We start from the raw sequence: 14,800 nt of genomic DNA, 5'->3' as shown, positions 1-14,800 counted from the left end.
TGCCCCGGAGGGCCGTCCCGGACACCCATTTTGACCCCTCTCGCGCCGGCCAACTACCATCTCATGAGAGCGTCGCGCACGCTCAATCACGTCACCCGACGGTTATCAAGGAGCCCTAGACCGTGAAACGCCTGGAAGAAATGACGCTGGAGGAGAAGGTCGGCCAGAAGCTTTTGTTCGGCTGGCAGGCTGATGACGCCGCCGGACCGAGCCTCAGCGAAGGCTATCCCGGCGCCGCGCCGGAGAAGGCCGCCACGGCGGTCAACTCGAACGCGCTGCGTCTCCTACGCGATTGGAAGGTGGGGGGCGTCATCCTGATGGGCCGGAACGTGGAGAGTCCGGCGCAGGTGGCCGCGCTGCACAACGCTGTTCAGGCGGAGTGCGAGATCCCGCTGTTCTACTCCACCGACCAGGAGGGCGGCCACGTGTGCCGCATGAAGAAGCCGTTTACCGTGATGCCGGGCGCCATGCCGCTGGGCGCCACGCGCGACGTTTCGCTGGCGGAACGCGCGGCCTCCGCCGTGAGCGCGGAACTCAGCGCCATCGGCATCAACCTGGATTTCGCGCCCGATGCCGACGTGAACAACAACCCGGACAACCCCATCATCGGCGTCCGCTCCTTCGGCGAGGACCCGGCGCTGGTCGCCCGCATGGTAACCGCGCAGGTGACGGGGTATCAGTCCAACGGGACCATCGCGTGCGCCAAGCATTTCCCGGGCCACGGGGACACTGCGGTTGACAGCCACCTCGGCCTGGCGGTGCTGCCGTGGACGATGGATCGCCTGCGGAGGGTGGAACTGCCCCCGTTCATCGCGGCGATCGAGGCGGGCGTCGATTTCGTGATGACGGCGCACATCATCTTCGAGGCCATCGATTCGGATCTGCCGGGCACCCTGTCGCCGAAGGTGATTGACGGACTCCTGCGCGGTGAACTGGGCTATAAAGGCGTGGTGATCACCGACTGCATGGAGATGAAGGGCATCATCAGCAGATACGGGATCGGGGAAGCCGCTGTGTTGGCGGTTGAAGCCGGCGTGGACATACTGGCTGCCTGCCACACACCGTCCAGGCAGGGTGAAATCCGCAACGCATTGCTTGAGGCAGTGCGGAGAGGCCGGATTCCCGAGTCGCGCATCGACGAAAGCGTGGAGCGAATCCTGGCTTCCAAAGCGAAATACGACCTGGAGGCGCGCCGCGTGGTGGACGTGGATTCCGTGATGAAGGTTGTCGGCTGCGTGGACCATCGCGCCCTTGAACACGAAATCGCGCGCAGGAGCGTCACGGTGGTGAAGGACGAGGCAAAACGCATTCCCCTTCGGCCCGGCAAGACGCTGGTTGTGGGGCCGCCGGACCCGGCGCGTGCGCTGGCGGAGGAGATCGCTTCCGCGCGCCTTTTCCAATCCCTGGACACGGCGCCGGTTGAGCACGTGGGGATCGGCCCCGCTTTCACGAACGAGCAGTTGGCCGAGGTTGCGGCGAAATCAGCCGGAGCGACCGCCATCGTGGTTCTGACCAAGCACAAAGAGCCCTGGACGCAGGTTCCGCAGGACGAAGCCGCTCAGGCGGAGATGATCAAGAGCATGATCGCGCTGGACAAGCCGGTTGTGGTGGCGGCGATCCGCAACCCCTATGACATCCGCCACTTCCCGCAGGCGCCCACGTATCTGTGCACCTACGGCTACACCGCCGCCAGCCTCACGGCGCTCGCCGAGGTTCTTGTCGGCGCCGTGGAACCCACTGGCAGACTGCCGGTCACCCTCCCGATGGACGGCGCGGCGCCGATCCCCGCGGCCGTCGAGGAAGATACGACGAAGTGGGGATTTTGAGCGGCGGGACTTGAGTATTGAGAGTTGAGTATTGAGAATTCTGAATTGAGATTCCTTGTTCGATTCTCAGTTCCCAACTTCCGGAATGATGAGGCCAGGATGCTTCGGACTTGCTTGTCGGTTTTCGTTCTTGTCACAGGAGTGGTGATGCCCATGGCTTACGCCAACAGCACAGAGGATTTTGGCGAACAAGCCTTGCGCGACCGGCAGGCGCTGGCATCGGATCCGCAGCGCCCGGTCTACCATTTCGTGGCGCCGAAGAACTGGATGAACGACCCCAACGGCCTCATCCAGCTCAACGGCGAGTACCACCTGTTCTACCAGCACAACCCACAGGGCGCCGCGTGGGGGAACATGACATGGGGGCATGCGTCAAGCCGCGACCTGGTCCATTGGAAGGATCTTCCCTTCGCGCTGAGGCCGGACGCTCCCTATGACAAGGACGGTGTCTTCTCAGGCTGCATGGTGAACGATGCCGGCACTGCGACCGCAGTGTACACCGGAACGGCGCCCGAAGTGCAGTGCATCGCCACCAGCAAGGACATGCTCACCTGGCAGAAGCCGTCCGTGAATCCGGTGATCCCAGGTCCTCCGCCCGGACTCCAGGTAACGGGTTTCCGTGATCCCTTTGTGTGGAAGGACGGCGCCGGATGGCTTGCGGTCATCGGTTCCGGCATCAGGGACGTGGGCGGCGCCATTCTCCTCTACCGCTCGAAGGACCTCCGCACCTGGGAGTACCTTCACCCCGCCTTCGTCGGCGACAAGACGAAGACTGGCGATATGTGGGAATGCCCCAACCTTTTCGCCCTGGGCAACAAGTGGGTGCTGATGGTCTCAACGAACGGGCAGTCGTACCACTTCGTCGGCTCATTCCTGGACGGCAAATTCTCCCCCGAATCGGAGGCCGGCACCGATCAGGGTGGCGGCCTGTACGCGCCCTTGACTTTCAGGGACGGCAAGGGGCGGCGCATTATGTTCGGCTGGTTGTGGGAACAGCGAGGAGACGCGGCCCGGTACGGCTGGCAGGGCGCACAGTCGCTTCCTCGTGTCATCACACTGGGGACGGACGGTCGCCTGCGTTACGAGCCGGCGCGCGAAGTGGAATCCCTTCGCGGTGAGCGCACGCGCCTCAAGGACGTCTCTGTCACGCCAGGTGGCCTCAAGCCACTGAACGGTGTCAAAGGCGATGCTTTGGAGATCGACGCTCACATCGCGCCGGGAGAGGCTCAGACGGTTGGGCTGGTGGTTCGCCGCTCACCCGGCGGGGAGGAAGAGACGCGCATCGTCTATGACGCGAAGGCCGGAACGTTGAGCGTCGATCGTTCGCAGTCAAGCACGGATCCGAATGCCGACAAGGGCGCCCGTTCCGCTCCGCTCAAGCTCGTGAATGGCGAGGCGCTAAACCTCCGCGTGTTTATCGACCACTCGGTGCTGGAGGTCTTCGCCAACGGGCGGACGTGCCTCACTTCGCGCATCTACCCTTCACGCCCGGACAGCCTGGGTGTAGGTGCCTTCGCTGAGGGCGGCGCAGCGAATATCCGGCAACTTGACGCCTGGACCATGAAGCCGATCTGGCCCACCGCAGCGCCATCGGCGCGCTAGCGATGAAACCGGCGGCCGGACACCTGCGTAGACCCTGCGGAGGCATATGATGGCCGTGCGAAACCGCATATTTGTGACCACAGCCGGAGCCGCCGTGTTCTTCGGGCTGTTCTTTCTCACGCCCGGGTGCGGCCGGACCGGTTACATAAACGAATCCCTGCGACACTGGCGGGGCCGCTGGGAAGACTGGGTCTCCCTGGCAATCGCTCTTGGGGTGACCATGGGAATCGCCATCGTCATCTGGGGTTGGACGGAGCGGGACTCTTAGCTGTTACGTCAAACGCTTCAAGGCATCGATTCACCAGCAGACGGAACGCGGCGGGGGGCCGTATGAACCCCCCGCCGCATCTTATTTCCTGACTGCGGGTGCTATCGCGGGCTCTGAGTCCACAGCTCTCAGCCCTCAGTTTCTGACCTAGTGGCTGTGCGCCAACGTTGCCTGCAGGCTGAAGATCGGGCTGATGACGGAGATGGCGATGAAGCCGACCATCACACCCATGAAGACGATCATCAGCGGCTCGATCAGACTCGTGAGGCCCTTGACGGCGTTCTCCACCTCCGCGTCGTAGAAGTCTGCGACTTTGGTCAGCATCTCGCTCAGTCGGCCCGTTTCCTCGCCAACGTCGATCATCTGTGTCACCAGTTCCGGGAACAGTCCGCTGTTTTTCAACGGTTCCGATATCTTCTTGCCTTCGCGAACATTGGTGCGCGCCGTGTCGATCGACTTTGCGATGACCGCATTGCCGGACGTTTCGCCGACGATTTCCAGGCTTCTCAGCATCGGAACGCCCGCGGCGACCAGCGTGGCGAACGTGCGGGCAAACCGGGAGACGGACATCTTCTGGATCAGCTCGCCCACCACGGGGATCTTCAGTTTCAAGCCGTCAATCCGCATGCGCCCGCTGGGCCGGTTGCCATACCACTTGATGAACGAAATGAGGCCGACGACCAGGACGGGGCCCAGCCACCAGTTGGTGCTCATGAAGTGGCTGATGGCGAACAGCGCCTTTGTCGTGGGAGGCAGAGGCGCTCCCAACTGGGTGAAGATATCCAGAAACTTCGGCAGCACGAAGATCATCAGGCCGGTGGTGATGAGCGTGGAGAAGATGAGGATAACCACCGGGTACATCATGGCCGCCTTGATCTTGGAGCGCAGTTCCTGCTCCTTCTCCAGGAAGAAGGCGAGGCGGTCCAGTACGTGGTCCAGGATGCCGCCGGCTTCCGCCGCGCGGATCATGCTCACATAGAGTTTGGTGAAGACCCTCGGGTGCTTCGCCATCGCTTCCGTCAGGCTGAGGCCGGAGGTCACGTCGCGCTTTACCTGGTTCAGGACCGGTTTCAGCACCGCATCCTTGGTCTGATTCTCCAGGATATCCAGGCATTTGACCACGCGAACGCCGGCGTCGATCATGGTGGCGAACTGCCGGGAGAAGATGACCAGCGCTTGCAGTTTGACCTTGCCGGATCGCGAGGCGCGCTTCCCGCTGTCTTTCACTTCGGAGACCTGCGTGATATGCACTCCCATCCCCTGCAGGCGGGAGAGCGCCGCTGCCTCGTTATCCGCTTCAAGTCGCCCGGAGCGGTTCTTGCCCATCATGTCGAGGGCCATGTACTTGTAGGTCGGCATACCGTGGGTTCCTTCCTCTGCTCACTGTGCTGCGATGATGCGCAGTGCCTTCGGAGATTTGTTCCATGGCTCGCGGTATCCGACGGGCAGGGGAAGCGATGGAGAACGGATGGGGCGAACCACCGGGGGAGGAGACTGGCAAACGGAAAACCCCTGTGTCTTCCCAATTTCCTCATTTCCCAGCTTCACGGTCTGGCGCGGCGGAACGGGGACGAGGCAGGGAGCGTTTCCCATGCGTAGCCCTTTGAAAGGAGCACACGTATGAAGATACAGCCTGCAGTCCGCCGAGCTTCGGCGTTATTGATAGCCACCGCGCTGGCCGGGGCCGCGTTTGCCGGGCCGCGCAAGGAGACACGCGTCGTGACCCCATTGTTGAATCGGACGATGAAATCGCTGGATGGAAAGCCGGTAAACCTGGCGGATTACCGGGGCAAGGTGTTGATGATCGTCAACACTGCCAGCAAGTGCGGAAACACGCCTCAGTACGCCGGCCTGGAGGAAGTCTACAACAAGTACAAGGATCGCGGCTTCGTGATTCTTGGATTTCCCGCGAACAACTTTCTCAGCCAGGAGCCGGGCAATGATGCGCAGATTCGGGAGTTCTGCACCAAAAACTACGGCGTCACCTTCCCGATGTTCAGCAAGATCAGCGTAAAGGGGAAAGACCAGGACCCGCTGTATAAGTTCCTCACAGACAAGACCACAGATCCCCAGTTCGGCGGCGACATCGACTGGAATTTCGCCAAGTTCCTCGTGAACCGCCAGGGCCAGGTGGTCGCCAGATTCAAGGCCGGCCATAAACCCACGGAACCGGACGTGATCGCGGCCATAGAGCACGAGTTGTAGCTGGAAGGCAGGAGGCAGAAGGCAGAAGGCAGGAAATGGGAGTCAGCCTACTGTCTACTGTCCCTCCCGTTTAGCGCCCTCCGCTTCCCGCGCGATACATGGGTGCAGGCGCGGGCTAACGCGTCTGGGAAAGGGGGTCTAACGCTATGAAGGACCTATTCATTGCGGAGGGCATCCTTCGCTGAAACAGGCCCGACTTGCGGCGGGTTTCCGCCGATAAGAGGGCTGCCGGCCGCCGCGGCGATCGCCACGGCGGCCGGTTCCCGTTTTTGGGGCGCGCGCCCTATGCCCGGTAGGCGTACCAGGCCGCGATGATGGCGAGGCCGGCCACGATGCGGTACCAGAAGAACACGTCCATGCTCTTCCGCTTCACGTAGTCCATCAGGAAGGCGATGGCAAGGTAACCCACGATGGCGCTGGCTACTATTCCGGCCAGAAGAGGAGTCACTCCGCCCGGAGCCGACGCCAACTCGTGATGGTGCTTGACCGTGGAGTACAGCGCGACCGCGGCAATCGTCGGAACGCTGAGCAGGAATGAGAAGCGAACCGCCGCCTCCCGGGTGAGGCCGGTGAAGAGCGCGAAAGTCATGGTCGTGCCCGAACGTGACGCGCCGGGGAAGACGGCCGCGATGACCTGGCCAACCCCTACGAAGATGGCGTCCGCGATGCTCATCTTCTCGGCTTCCCGCTTCTTGCGTCCGACGGTGTCCGATATCTTCAGCAGCACGGCGAAACCTATGAGGCATCCGGCAATGAGCAGCGGCGCCCATGGAGTGACGTGCGGGTCGCTGAACGCCCCGGCTTTCTTTTCAGCGATCTGCGCGAGGGGGAGTGGGACGCAGCCGGCGACGATAAGCCAGACCATCCGCTTGTCCTTCGCGCGCAGGACTTCCACCAGGTCTTTCCAGAAGTAGATGAGGAGTGCTAGCAGCGTTCCGATGTGCAGCGCGATGTCGAATGCCTTGCTGGGGTCGGGCCAGTGGAGGAACCACGGCACGATGACCAGGTGGGCGGTGCTGGAGATCGGCAGAAACTCCGTGAGGCCCTGGATGATCCCCAGGACGATGGCTTGCAGTATGCTCAAATGTACCCTTCCTTGATTTGCGAAAAGGCGGCCCGATCTGGCCGCCCAAAAGCCGTGTGCTTATAGAAAGTTGGAGGGCGGGCGCCGGAAATGGCAAGTGAGCCCCCGAGACGGATTCATGGTCGGGAACCAACATTCAGGCACTTCTCACCAGTCAACTGCCGCCCGACACCTATCACCCGGCGCCTAGTCCTGAACGTACCGGCGCGACCGCAGCAGATAGGTTCGCAACAGCACCTTCAGCAGGGCCGCAACGGGCGCGGCGATGAACACGCCGATGATCCCGCCGAACTGGCCGCCCAACAGCAGAGCGATCAGCACTGAGGCGCCGTGCATCTGAAGCCGCTCACCGATGAGTTTCGGCAACAGGATCTTGCTCTCCACCAGGTGCATCACGGTGAAGAATGCCAGCGTGGCGAGACCCACACTCACCCCTTGCGTCAACGCAATGAGAATGATCGGAATTCCGCCCAGAAGCGGCCCGATAACGGGTACGAACCGCGTCAGGCCCGCGAGGACGGCCAGGCTCAGCGCGAACGGCACCTGCAGCAGCCGCAACCCGATGTAGACCACGACTCCCGCGATGACGCAAAGGATCATGTTCGCCACGGTGTAATTCCGCAGGATGTGCGCGGAAGACCGCATGATGGCCAGGGCGTCCCGTCGCCATTTACGCGGCACAAGGCTCACGAACTCCCGCTTCAAACCCCGGGATTCGAGGATGAAGTAAAACGCCAGGACCGGGATCAGCAGCAGGTCGATGATCACCACGACCCACTGCGCGCTCGTCTCAACCACTCCCGTCAGAAAGCGCGGAACGTTGTTGGTGATATTGCTGATGTCCAGTTGGCGGATGGCATCCTGTGCGCCCTGCGGAAGGCGGTAGTACACTTCCCGGGCCGCGTCCACCCAACCCTTCGACCTCATCACGCCCCGTTGGACCGCGCCGTACATGCCGGCCGTGTCCGAAAGGAACGGCGCAACCAGCAAACGATACGACCAGTAAAGCGCGAGACCCAGAAAGACGAAGAGGACCAGTGCAGCGACCGTTCGCCGCGCGGGTTTGGTGAGGCCCCACAGGGGGGGCCTCGAAAGATGGGCCACCGCGGGGTACATCACCAACGCAAGGAGGCTGGATACCAGAACGGTAACCCACACGAAGCGCGCGTGGTAGGCCAGATAGCCCAGGCTGCCGATCACCAGAAACCGAATGAGGACGCCCCAGATAAGGGAGAAAACGTCACGCGATTTCGGCAGGCGATGCTCCGACGTGAATGCGCCCGGCTTCCGATGCCTGTCAAGATCCAGCGCAGGCGCCGGTCGCTTGCAGGCGCGGGGTCTCTTCGTGTCGCGCCGCTGCCGCGGATTGCCCATGCTAGGTCTCCAGGCCGAAATGTCGGAACAACGCCTCGCGGATGCGCTCGGCAGCGTGGCCGTCACCGTAAGGGTTGCGCGCCTGGCTCATCTGCGCGTACGCCGTGTTGTCCGTCAGCAGCTTCAATGCGGCATCGCGGACGTCGGCGCGTTCCACACCGACCAGCTTTACCGTGCCGGCCGTCACGCCCTCCGGGCGCTCCGTGGTCCGCCGGACCACAAGCACGGGCTTGCCGAGGCTGGGCGCTTCTTCCTGCACGCCGCCGCTGTCCGTGATGATGAGCGTCGCCGCCTTCATCATAGCCACAAACGGGGCGTAATCCGGCGGTTCGGTGAGCGTCACGCGCTCCAGCCCCCCGAATACCTCCATAGCCACCTCCCGCACCTGCGGGTTGCGGTGCATCGGGTAAACCAGATCCACGTCCGGCAGCTTTTCAAGCACGTCGCGCAGGGCCATGAAGACCTGGCGCATCGGTTCACCCAGGTTCTCCCGGCGATGCGCTGTAAGAAGGATGGTACGTCGGCTGGACGGCGGAGCGTCGGGCACTTTGGCGGCGACGCTCAGCAGTGCGTCGATAACCGTGTTTCCCGTCACGAAAATGCGCTCGTCCGACACCCCGCTCTGGAGCAGGTTCCACCGGCTCAAATCAGTGGGCGCGAAGTGGAGGTCCGCGATCTGGCCGGTTAGGCGGCGCATCATCTCCTCGGGGAATGGATCGTACTTGTTATTGGTGCGAAGCCCCGCTTCCACGTGTCCGACGGCGACTTTGTGGTAGAAGGCGGCGAGCGACGCCGCGAAGACTGTGGTGGTGTCGCCTTGAACGAGGATGATGTCCGGCTTTTCACGCTCGATAACGGGATCCAAACCACTCAGCGCCCGCGTCGTGATCTGGCTCAGGGTCTGGCCGTGCGCCATGATGTTGAGGTCCACAGCCGGAACGATGTTGAAGACCGCGAGAACCTGATCCAGCATTTCGCGATGCTGGGCCGTCACCACGGTTCGAACCCGAACTAGCTTGGGGTAGCGCAGCAGTTCGCGGATGACGGGCGCCATCTTCACGGCCTCGGGGCGAGTACCGAAGATAGGCATCACGGTGAGGAGGGGGGACGGGGGATGGGGCATGGCGGATGGCGGATGGGGGATGTGGGATGGAGCTAGCGGGTCCGTGCGCATTCTAGTGATGATTCCGTTTCAGAGAATTACGAAGTGCGGATCGTTGCCGCGCTATCCAGTACGCTTCCATTAGACAGCAATCCCCTACCGCGGCAGCTTGTTCAGAGCGTCGCCCAACACGTAGATGATGCGGCTGACTGCCAGGGCGGCGCGCGCGGTGATGGTGGACCCGAACATCGTGCCGAACGACAGCATCAGCAGCCATCGTCCCAATTTGGCGGTGCCCGTGATGAATCTGCCTTTGTGCTCGAAGCTGAAGAAGAAATACGTCATCACTGCCACGAGAGTGACGAAGAACACGACGTTGTTCGCCGCTTCGATGCGGTTTGTGATCACCGTGTTGACGATGTCCTTGTCCATCAGCTTTGCGTAGGCCGGAACCGCTTTCGGCAAGAGAGGGCGGAAGGAGTCCGTGACCTGCGGGAAATAGGTGATGGCTACCTGCTGAATCTGCAACCCGGCGGCGAGTCCCATCAAAGTGCCGATAAGCATGCGCGCCATCCACGCCAGTTTGCTGGAATAGATCGTGAGGTAAAGCAGGCCGAGCAGGAACGGCACCATCCACCACCACTCGCCGCGGGTCATGGGGACCCACCAGTCGTTGATCAGGCTGTCCTGGAACAGGCGGGTGGCGCCGTAAGCGGCGCCGATGCCGAGAAACAGGTACTCGAACAGCCGATACGCCGGGTTTTCGCGCCAGAGCAGGCTGTAAATGGCGACCGTGCAAATGGCGCCAAACGTCACCTCAATGTGGTTGAATTGTTGAAGCGTCAGGTTTCCCAGGTTCATTGCGCCGCCTCCTTCCGGGTACGGCTTCGGAAGTAAGCAACGTTGCCAATCACGATGAGCAGCATGATGTAGGCGTCCAGGGCCGCGACGGAAGTCATCTGGCGTGTTCCCTTGTACGTGGTCGGGGCAATGCCGCGTTCTTTCAGCAGGGCCTCGTATTCAGCTGCGCCGAGGATGCCGCGCAGCAGGCCGGCCACCTGCCCGGATTTCACGAACGGATAAATGTCCGGAACCATAACGGATGTAGGCGCGAGCAGAAGCGGCTTCCGGTATTTGTCCGTGATCGCCGGCATCAACCAGAGATACGTTGCCGATGGCGATACGTCGATCACCAGGCCGATGTCGTGGTAGTCCTTGATGCCCTTCATCACGGGGATGTCCGCTAGCAGCGTGCCGCGGGAATCGTGACCGAACCAGCCGGGGATATCGCGGGGAAGCGATTGCAGGATGGGCAGGGTTGCCGGCTTGTAGCCCAGATTCACCCAGTCCACCCCATACGTCAACTGCTTGCCGCCGGGGTTCTTCGCGTTCAACTCGTTTGCGACGTCCTGGACTTCCGTATTGGCCAGTTCCTGGCCTGCCGGAGTGCCGGAGTTGAACGTGAATATGGCGAACTTCTTCCCAACAGTAAGCATATGCCGGACGACGGAAGCGGCTTGCGGTATCGACTCACCTTTGGTGTCAGGCGAAAAATTCGCGCACAGAAGTATGATGTTCTTGCCGTTCGACTGGTCCAGGTTCTGGATTCTGTTGAAGAAATTCAGCGAGTTCGGGTTCTTCGCCACGGGCAGCGGCACATTCATAAAGAGCGGCAGCGCCATCACCAGTAAGGCGATCAGGTACAGTATTCGTCTGTCGATGTTTCCCATAGTTTTCGGGGTAAAGGGTCTAGGGTCCAGGGGTTAGGGTTAAGGGCCTCTCATAGACCCTAGACCCTGTACCCTAGACCCTACGTTTTACATTTCCGCGTCAAAGAACTGGCCGCGTTCGAGGCTGAGCCAGATGCGCAGACTCGTGGCCATCAGACCAACGGCGATGCCGAAGAGCAGCGCGCGCTGCGCCGCCCCATTCAGCACCAGCAGGATCCACTCCGAGATCCGCTCCAGCTTCAGGAACGAGTACGGACTGTCCAGCGGGATGCTGCCTGTGATGAAGTGTGTTCCCAATGGTGTGAGGCCCAGCATCATGATCAACGCCGAACCCAGCAGCAGGATGGATTCAAAACTGCGTACCCGGAACGCGCGATAGGCGGCGCTCACGATGAAGAACGCCAGCAGCGAGAACATCGTGGAACCCAGCGCGTTGAATCCGCCGTTGTACACCACGTTGTACCACCCGGAGTACTGACCCATTCTCCCCGGAACAAAGTGCTCGGTAGCGGTGGACGCCGTCTGCGCCACCTTTTCCGAGACTCCCGGGTGGTAGTAGGTCAGCGCCCAAACCGTCACCATCGCGAAGAAGCCGAAGAAGAAGGCCAGCGCATACCACGATCCGGCGCGGCGGCGGAACAACGTCCGGCCGTTCACCCGGAAGAGGTTCACGATGCCCAGCAACAGGGCCAGGGCGAGGAAGATGCGCAGTGCGCTGCCGAGGGGCGCCATGAACGGGGTGAAAGGGTTGCCTGTGTCCTGTACCGACAACCCCAGCTTTTCCGCCGTTACCGGTGGGACATTGTCTCCTTCGCCGGCGGCCGGCTTCGGGGCCGGCGGCATCGTGAACGTCACACTGGCCGGCGCGTTGTTGCGCAGCACGGTTACCGGGACAATCTGGCCGGCGGCGGCGTTAGCAATGGCGGCGTTGAGTGCGTCGTGGTCAGGCGTCGCGGCTTTTCCCCACTTCAGGAACGTGTCACCCGGCTGAAAAGCCGCGCCCGGAGTGTTCGGGCCGGCCGAGGTCACCACGGCGCTGTAGTCCTTGCCATCGACCTTATGAACCGTCCGGCCGATGTAAACGTTGGCTGGGACGATGAATTCCAGCAGGTACAACAACCCGCCGGCAAAGGCGAGGACCATTGTGATCCGCTTCTTTACAGCGTTGGCGGTCGGGTGAATGAGCGCCATGATCGCCACAAAGACGACGATGGTGCCGATAACACACAGGGCCAGCTTCCAACCGTGCTGTGGCGTACTAAAAAACTGTAACATAGGCTGTATTCGGTATCCGTGCGCGTCCTAGGGTTTCGGGAACCAGTTGATTATCTGCTGAACCGTTGCGGCCTGCGGCGCGAGCGTGAGCATGATCGTCCCGATGATGATGAGGCACAGGAGGAGGATCTTGCCGCGATCCTGCCCGATGACGCTGCCCAGCAGAGTCGGTTCGCGCGTGAGGTATGCCGTGGTGGCGTAGTATTCCTCCGCCATGATTGTATAGTCGCACGAGACGATAAAGAATGGAAGCTGGGTGGTCGCCGGCGTGCCCGCGACTTGCATGGCGCCGATGCTCTGCCCGGCTTCGGACAAGATGAGCGCTTCGGCGTAGTAGTAGCCGAAGAAGAAGTTGCTGGCGACATTCTCGCGATACATAATGCCGGCCGCGGCGGAGGCGAACGTGAACTGCTGATCGCTCAGGAACCGGACGTCCTCGGCCTGGAAGAGTTCCGGCCTGCCTGCGCGCTGGTACGCGTCACGCATCATTTCCTCGCCAATGGCGTATAACTGAGCGTCGGCCACGGTAAGGATCAGGCGGGTTGCGTATCTTGCGGCGATGCGGGCCACGTGGCCGCAAACGGCGAGGGCCTGCAGCCCGTCGATATCGAAGCCGGACAACCCCGTGGCAAACAGCATCGGCTTGCCCATCTCGGCGGCGCGCCCGACCGCTTCCTCAATCGCCGAGAGGCCGGGAATGCGCCGTATGAACAGGCTCTTGCCGGCTCTTGCCGCGAAGATCGCGTGCAGGATCAGCCCGGCGAGGGCTAACAGCATGACGAATACGGTCGTAGTTGCGTGTTGCATCAGATTGGTTCCGAATTTCGGGTTTCGAGATCCTGGCGCGGGGGTCCGGGCTTCGCGTCGGGACGCGCGGACCGGGAGTCGCGGGATTCTTCGAGGCGGTTGATCAAACTATCGAGGGCCGCTTTGTCGCCCAGAAGCGAGGCATAGCGTTCCGCGGTGTCCAGCCCGGTGAACGCCCCGAAGAGAGGCGTCACGCTGTGAGCGGCCAGTCCGGCCATGTCGGCAAGGGGCCGGTTTATCTCAAGGAAGAGGATGGCAGGCGTTTCGAGGTGGTAGCGGCGGATGCGTTCGGCGATGATTCCCAGCGCACGCTCGCGTTCCTCGGGACTGAGAGTTTCCTCTTTCATGTCGCTTCTCGCTTCAGATGGCGGCGAACGGCCTCGATCACAGCGCCGTTATTGCCATCGGAAAATCGCAGCGTTACCCCGCGCATGCGCCCAAGCCGGGTATCGCGGGTGAACGGGCTCAAATGGATGCCGTCGGCGCCCATCCACGCGCCCTTCACGGAATCCCATGACATCTGGCGCATCTGCCACGCACAGCGGGTGAAGACGCCGGATTCCGTGACGCGATGGTGAATCGGGAAAAGCGCCTCGGCCACGGAGCCAAGCAGCGCGATGCTGCCGACCATCGCCATGAGCGGGCTGCCAAATGCCAGGAGCGCAATCCACCACGTGAGGGAGACGGCGGCGAACGCCGCGAGCGCCTTAAGGGGGTGCAATCGGGCGGGGTGGGCAGTCCATGAAAGGGTCGCGTCCACGGATGAATCACGCACGACCGCGCCGGCGCCGCTGACCCCATTTCGGGAGGTACGGGAGGGCGCGGCGACGGTGGCCGAGGAACCGGGTGAGCGCCGTGAATGCATGCACGCATTCTATGGCCGGGTGGGGATTGGTGTCAAGGACCGACCGCAGAGCGGCGATGCCGGTAACGTGTGTACGGGTGCGCTGGAATCTCTGCTAAAAGATCTCGAGGCAGGCAGCGGTCTTCTCCAATTCGAAATCAGCGATAGCCCGGGCCTGATCGCGGATGAGCTTGCAATCAGCATCAGTCGGTTGGTTGCCACACCGCAGCCAGATGACTTTCGCTGGAGAGCCATACAGTGCGGCCATGTCCGCAAAGTCCGAATCCTGCGACCCGATCGTTAAGCCGTTTGATTTGGCGAACTCCCAGACAGCGCGGTCATCTGCCTCACCCAGTCCAAGGCTTCGGACTTGATCGGAACCCGGATACACGTCCGCCAATCGAGAGCAGAGTTTGCAACTGAGATTCTGGTCGAACAGAAGTTTCACGGTGTGGCGGTCACCAGGCGACGTTCTCGATCGGCGGCGTAAGCCAGGCAGGCGAAGATGCCGTCCTCAGTCAACTCCGGGAAGTCACTCAGAATTTGCGCATGGCTCATACCGTTGGAAAGCCAGCCAAGCACGTCTGAAACTGCGATACGCATCCCACGTACACATGGCCTCCCGCCACGCTTGCCGGGCTCAATGGTTATGGTGTCCTGATAGTTCATAGGAGTGTCGACTC

At 61.9% G+C, this 14,800-nt stretch carries 16 protein-coding genes; 4 read left to right on the top strand and 12 right to left on the bottom strand.

Annotated elements, in window-relative coordinates; translation table 11 throughout:
* Positions 1-122 precede the first annotated feature (122 nt).
* The 3 genes from nagZ to VGM51_04270 all read left to right on the top strand — a co-directional run bounded on the left by nagZ (position 123) and on the right by VGM51_04270 (position 3,696).
* Positions 123-1,826: a beta-N-acetylhexosaminidase gene (gene nagZ / locus VGM51_04280; GenBank protein HEY3412261.1), complete on the top strand. Its 1,704-nt coding sequence runs from the start codon at positions 123-125 to the stop codon at positions 1,824-1,826.
* A gap of 147 nt (positions 1,827-1,973) precedes the next feature.
* A complete protein-coding gene (locus tag VGM51_04275) occupies positions 1,974-3,428 on the top strand; it encodes a glycoside hydrolase family 32 protein (protein ID HEY3412260.1) in 1,455 nt (484 codons plus the stop codon).
* Between the two features lie 46 nt (positions 3,429-3,474).
* Complete coding sequence (locus VGM51_04270; protein HEY3412259.1) at positions 3,475-3,696, top strand: hypothetical protein; 222 nt, start codon at positions 3,475-3,477, stop codon at positions 3,694-3,696.
* 147 nt (positions 3,697-3,843) lie between these two features.
* Here VGM51_04270 and VGM51_04265 read toward each other — a convergent pair whose 3' ends face one another.
* Positions 3,844-5,055 carry a type II secretion system F family protein gene (locus VGM51_04265; protein ID HEY3412258.1) on the bottom strand — a complete coding sequence of 404 codons (1,212 nt, stop codon included), beginning with the start codon at positions 5,053-5,055 and terminating at the stop codon, positions 3,844-3,846.
* Between the two features lie 261 nt (positions 5,056-5,316).
* Here VGM51_04265 and VGM51_04260 point away from each other — a divergent pair, with 261 nt between their 5' ends.
* A complete protein-coding gene (locus VGM51_04260) occupies positions 5,317-5,901 on the top strand; it encodes a glutathione peroxidase (protein HEY3412257.1) in 585 nt (194 codons plus the stop codon).
* A 283-nt stretch (positions 5,902-6,184) separates the two neighbouring features.
* Here VGM51_04260 and VGM51_04255 read toward each other — a convergent pair whose 3' ends face one another.
* The 11 genes from VGM51_04255 to VGM51_04205 form a co-directional block, all read right to left on the bottom strand.
* Entirely contained in the window at positions 6,185-6,985 is an 801-nt protein-coding gene (locus VGM51_04255; GenBank protein HEY3412256.1) for an undecaprenyl-diphosphate phosphatase, read from the bottom strand.
* A 186-nt stretch (positions 6,986-7,171) separates the two neighbouring features.
* Positions 7,172-8,359: an AI-2E family transporter gene (locus tag VGM51_04250; protein ID HEY3412255.1), complete on the bottom strand. Its 1,188-nt coding sequence runs from the start codon at positions 8,357-8,359 to the stop codon at positions 7,172-7,174.
* Between the two features lies 1 nt (position 8,360).
* Positions 8,361-9,482: a UDP-N-acetylglucosamine 2-epimerase (non-hydrolyzing) gene (wecB, locus tag VGM51_04245; protein HEY3412254.1), complete on the bottom strand. Its 1,122-nt coding sequence runs from the start codon at positions 9,480-9,482 to the stop codon at positions 8,361-8,363.
* A 135-nt stretch (positions 9,483-9,617) separates the two neighbouring features.
* The gene (locus VGM51_04240) at positions 9,618-10,322 is read right to left on the bottom strand and encodes a hypothetical protein (protein HEY3412253.1); all 705 of its coding nucleotides are present in this window, start codon (positions 10,320-10,322) and stop codon (positions 9,618-9,620) included.
* Positions 10,319-11,191 (bottom strand): hypothetical protein, encoded by an 873-nt coding sequence (locus VGM51_04235; GenBank protein ID HEY3412252.1) that lies wholly within the window; start codon positions 11,189-11,191, stop codon positions 10,319-10,321. The genes VGM51_04240 and VGM51_04235 overlap by 4 nt, the downstream gene beginning before the upstream one ends.
* Positions 11,192-11,278: 87 nt before the next feature.
* Complete coding sequence (locus tag VGM51_04230) at positions 11,279-12,466, bottom strand: hypothetical protein (protein ID HEY3412251.1); 1,188 nt, start codon at positions 12,464-12,466, stop codon at positions 11,279-11,281.
* Between the two features lie 27 nt (positions 12,467-12,493).
* Positions 12,494-13,273 carry a DUF6754 domain-containing protein gene (locus tag VGM51_04225; GenBank protein ID HEY3412250.1) on the bottom strand — a complete coding sequence of 260 codons (780 nt, stop codon included), beginning with the start codon at positions 13,271-13,273 and terminating at the stop codon, positions 12,494-12,496.
* Positions 13,273-13,620 (bottom strand): hypothetical protein, encoded by a 348-nt coding sequence (locus VGM51_04220; protein ID HEY3412249.1) that lies wholly within the window; start codon positions 13,618-13,620, stop codon positions 13,273-13,275. The genes VGM51_04225 and VGM51_04220 overlap by 1 nt, the downstream gene beginning before the upstream one ends.
* Positions 13,617-14,138, bottom strand: a complete 522-nt coding sequence (locus VGM51_04215; protein ID HEY3412248.1) for a hypothetical protein — start codon at positions 14,136-14,138, stop codon at positions 13,617-13,619. Before VGM51_04215 ends, VGM51_04220 begins: the two co-directional genes overlap by 4 nt.
* A 94-nt stretch (positions 14,139-14,232) precedes the next feature.
* A complete protein-coding gene (locus tag VGM51_04210; protein HEY3412247.1) occupies positions 14,233-14,565 on the bottom strand; it encodes a DUF5615 family PIN-like protein in 333 nt (110 codons plus the stop codon).
* Positions 14,562-14,786 (bottom strand): DUF433 domain-containing protein, encoded by a 225-nt coding sequence (locus tag VGM51_04205; GenBank protein ID HEY3412246.1) that lies wholly within the window; start codon positions 14,784-14,786, stop codon positions 14,562-14,564. Before VGM51_04205 ends, VGM51_04210 begins: the two co-directional genes overlap by 4 nt.
* Between the last annotated feature and the right edge of the window lie 14 nt (positions 14,787-14,800).

The organism is Armatimonadota bacterium (assembly GCA_036504095.1).
Lineage (GTDB): Bacteria > Armatimonadota > DTGP01 > JAKQQT01 > JAKQQT01 > DASXUL01.
This window is presented reverse-complemented; position numbering and strand designations above follow the sequence as displayed.

Bases quoted from the DNA above. Each gene is read 5' to 3' on its own strand.
- VGM51_04275 (HEY3412260.1), top strand. From the start codon at position 1,974: ATGCCCATGGCTTACGCCAACAGCACAGAGGATTTTGGCGAACAAGCC.
- VGM51_04270 (HEY3412259.1), top strand. From the start codon at position 3,475: ATGATGGCCGTGCGAAACCGCATATTTGTGACCACAGCCGGAGCCGCC.
- VGM51_04265 (HEY3412258.1), bottom strand. From the start codon at position 5,055: ATGCCGACCTACAAGTACATGGCCCTCGACATGATGGGCAAGAACCGC.
- VGM51_04260 (HEY3412257.1), top strand. From the start codon at position 5,317: ATGAAGATACAGCCTGCAGTCCGCCGAGCTTCGGCGTTATTGATAGCC.
- VGM51_04250 (HEY3412255.1), bottom strand. From the start codon at position 8,359: ATGGGCAATCCGCGGCAGCGGCGCGACACGAAGAGACCCCGCGCCTGC.
- wecB (HEY3412254.1), bottom strand. From the start codon at position 9,482: ATGCCCCATCCCCCGTCCCCCCTCCTCACCGTGATGCCTATCTTCGGT.
- VGM51_04240 (HEY3412253.1), bottom strand. From the start codon at position 10,322: ATGAACCTGGGAAACCTGACGCTTCAACAATTCAACCACATTGAGGTG.
- VGM51_04235 (HEY3412252.1), bottom strand. From the start codon at position 11,191: ATGGGAAACATCGACAGACGAATACTGTACCTGATCGCCTTACTGGTG.
- VGM51_04230 (HEY3412251.1), bottom strand. From the start codon at position 12,466: ATGTTACAGTTTTTTAGTACGCCACAGCACGGTTGGAAGCTGGCCCTG.
- VGM51_04225 (HEY3412250.1), bottom strand. From the start codon at position 13,273: ATGCAACACGCAACTACGACCGTATTCGTCATGCTGTTAGCCCTCGCC.
- VGM51_04220 (HEY3412249.1), bottom strand. From the start codon at position 13,620: ATGAAAGAGGAAACTCTCAGTCCCGAGGAACGCGAGCGTGCGCTGGGA.
- VGM51_04215 (HEY3412248.1), bottom strand. From the start codon at position 14,138: ATGCATTCACGGCGCTCACCCGGTTCCTCGGCCACCGTCGCCGCGCCC.
- VGM51_04205 (HEY3412246.1), bottom strand. From the start codon at position 14,786: ATGAACTATCAGGACACCATAACCATTGAGCCCGGCAAGCGTGGCGGG.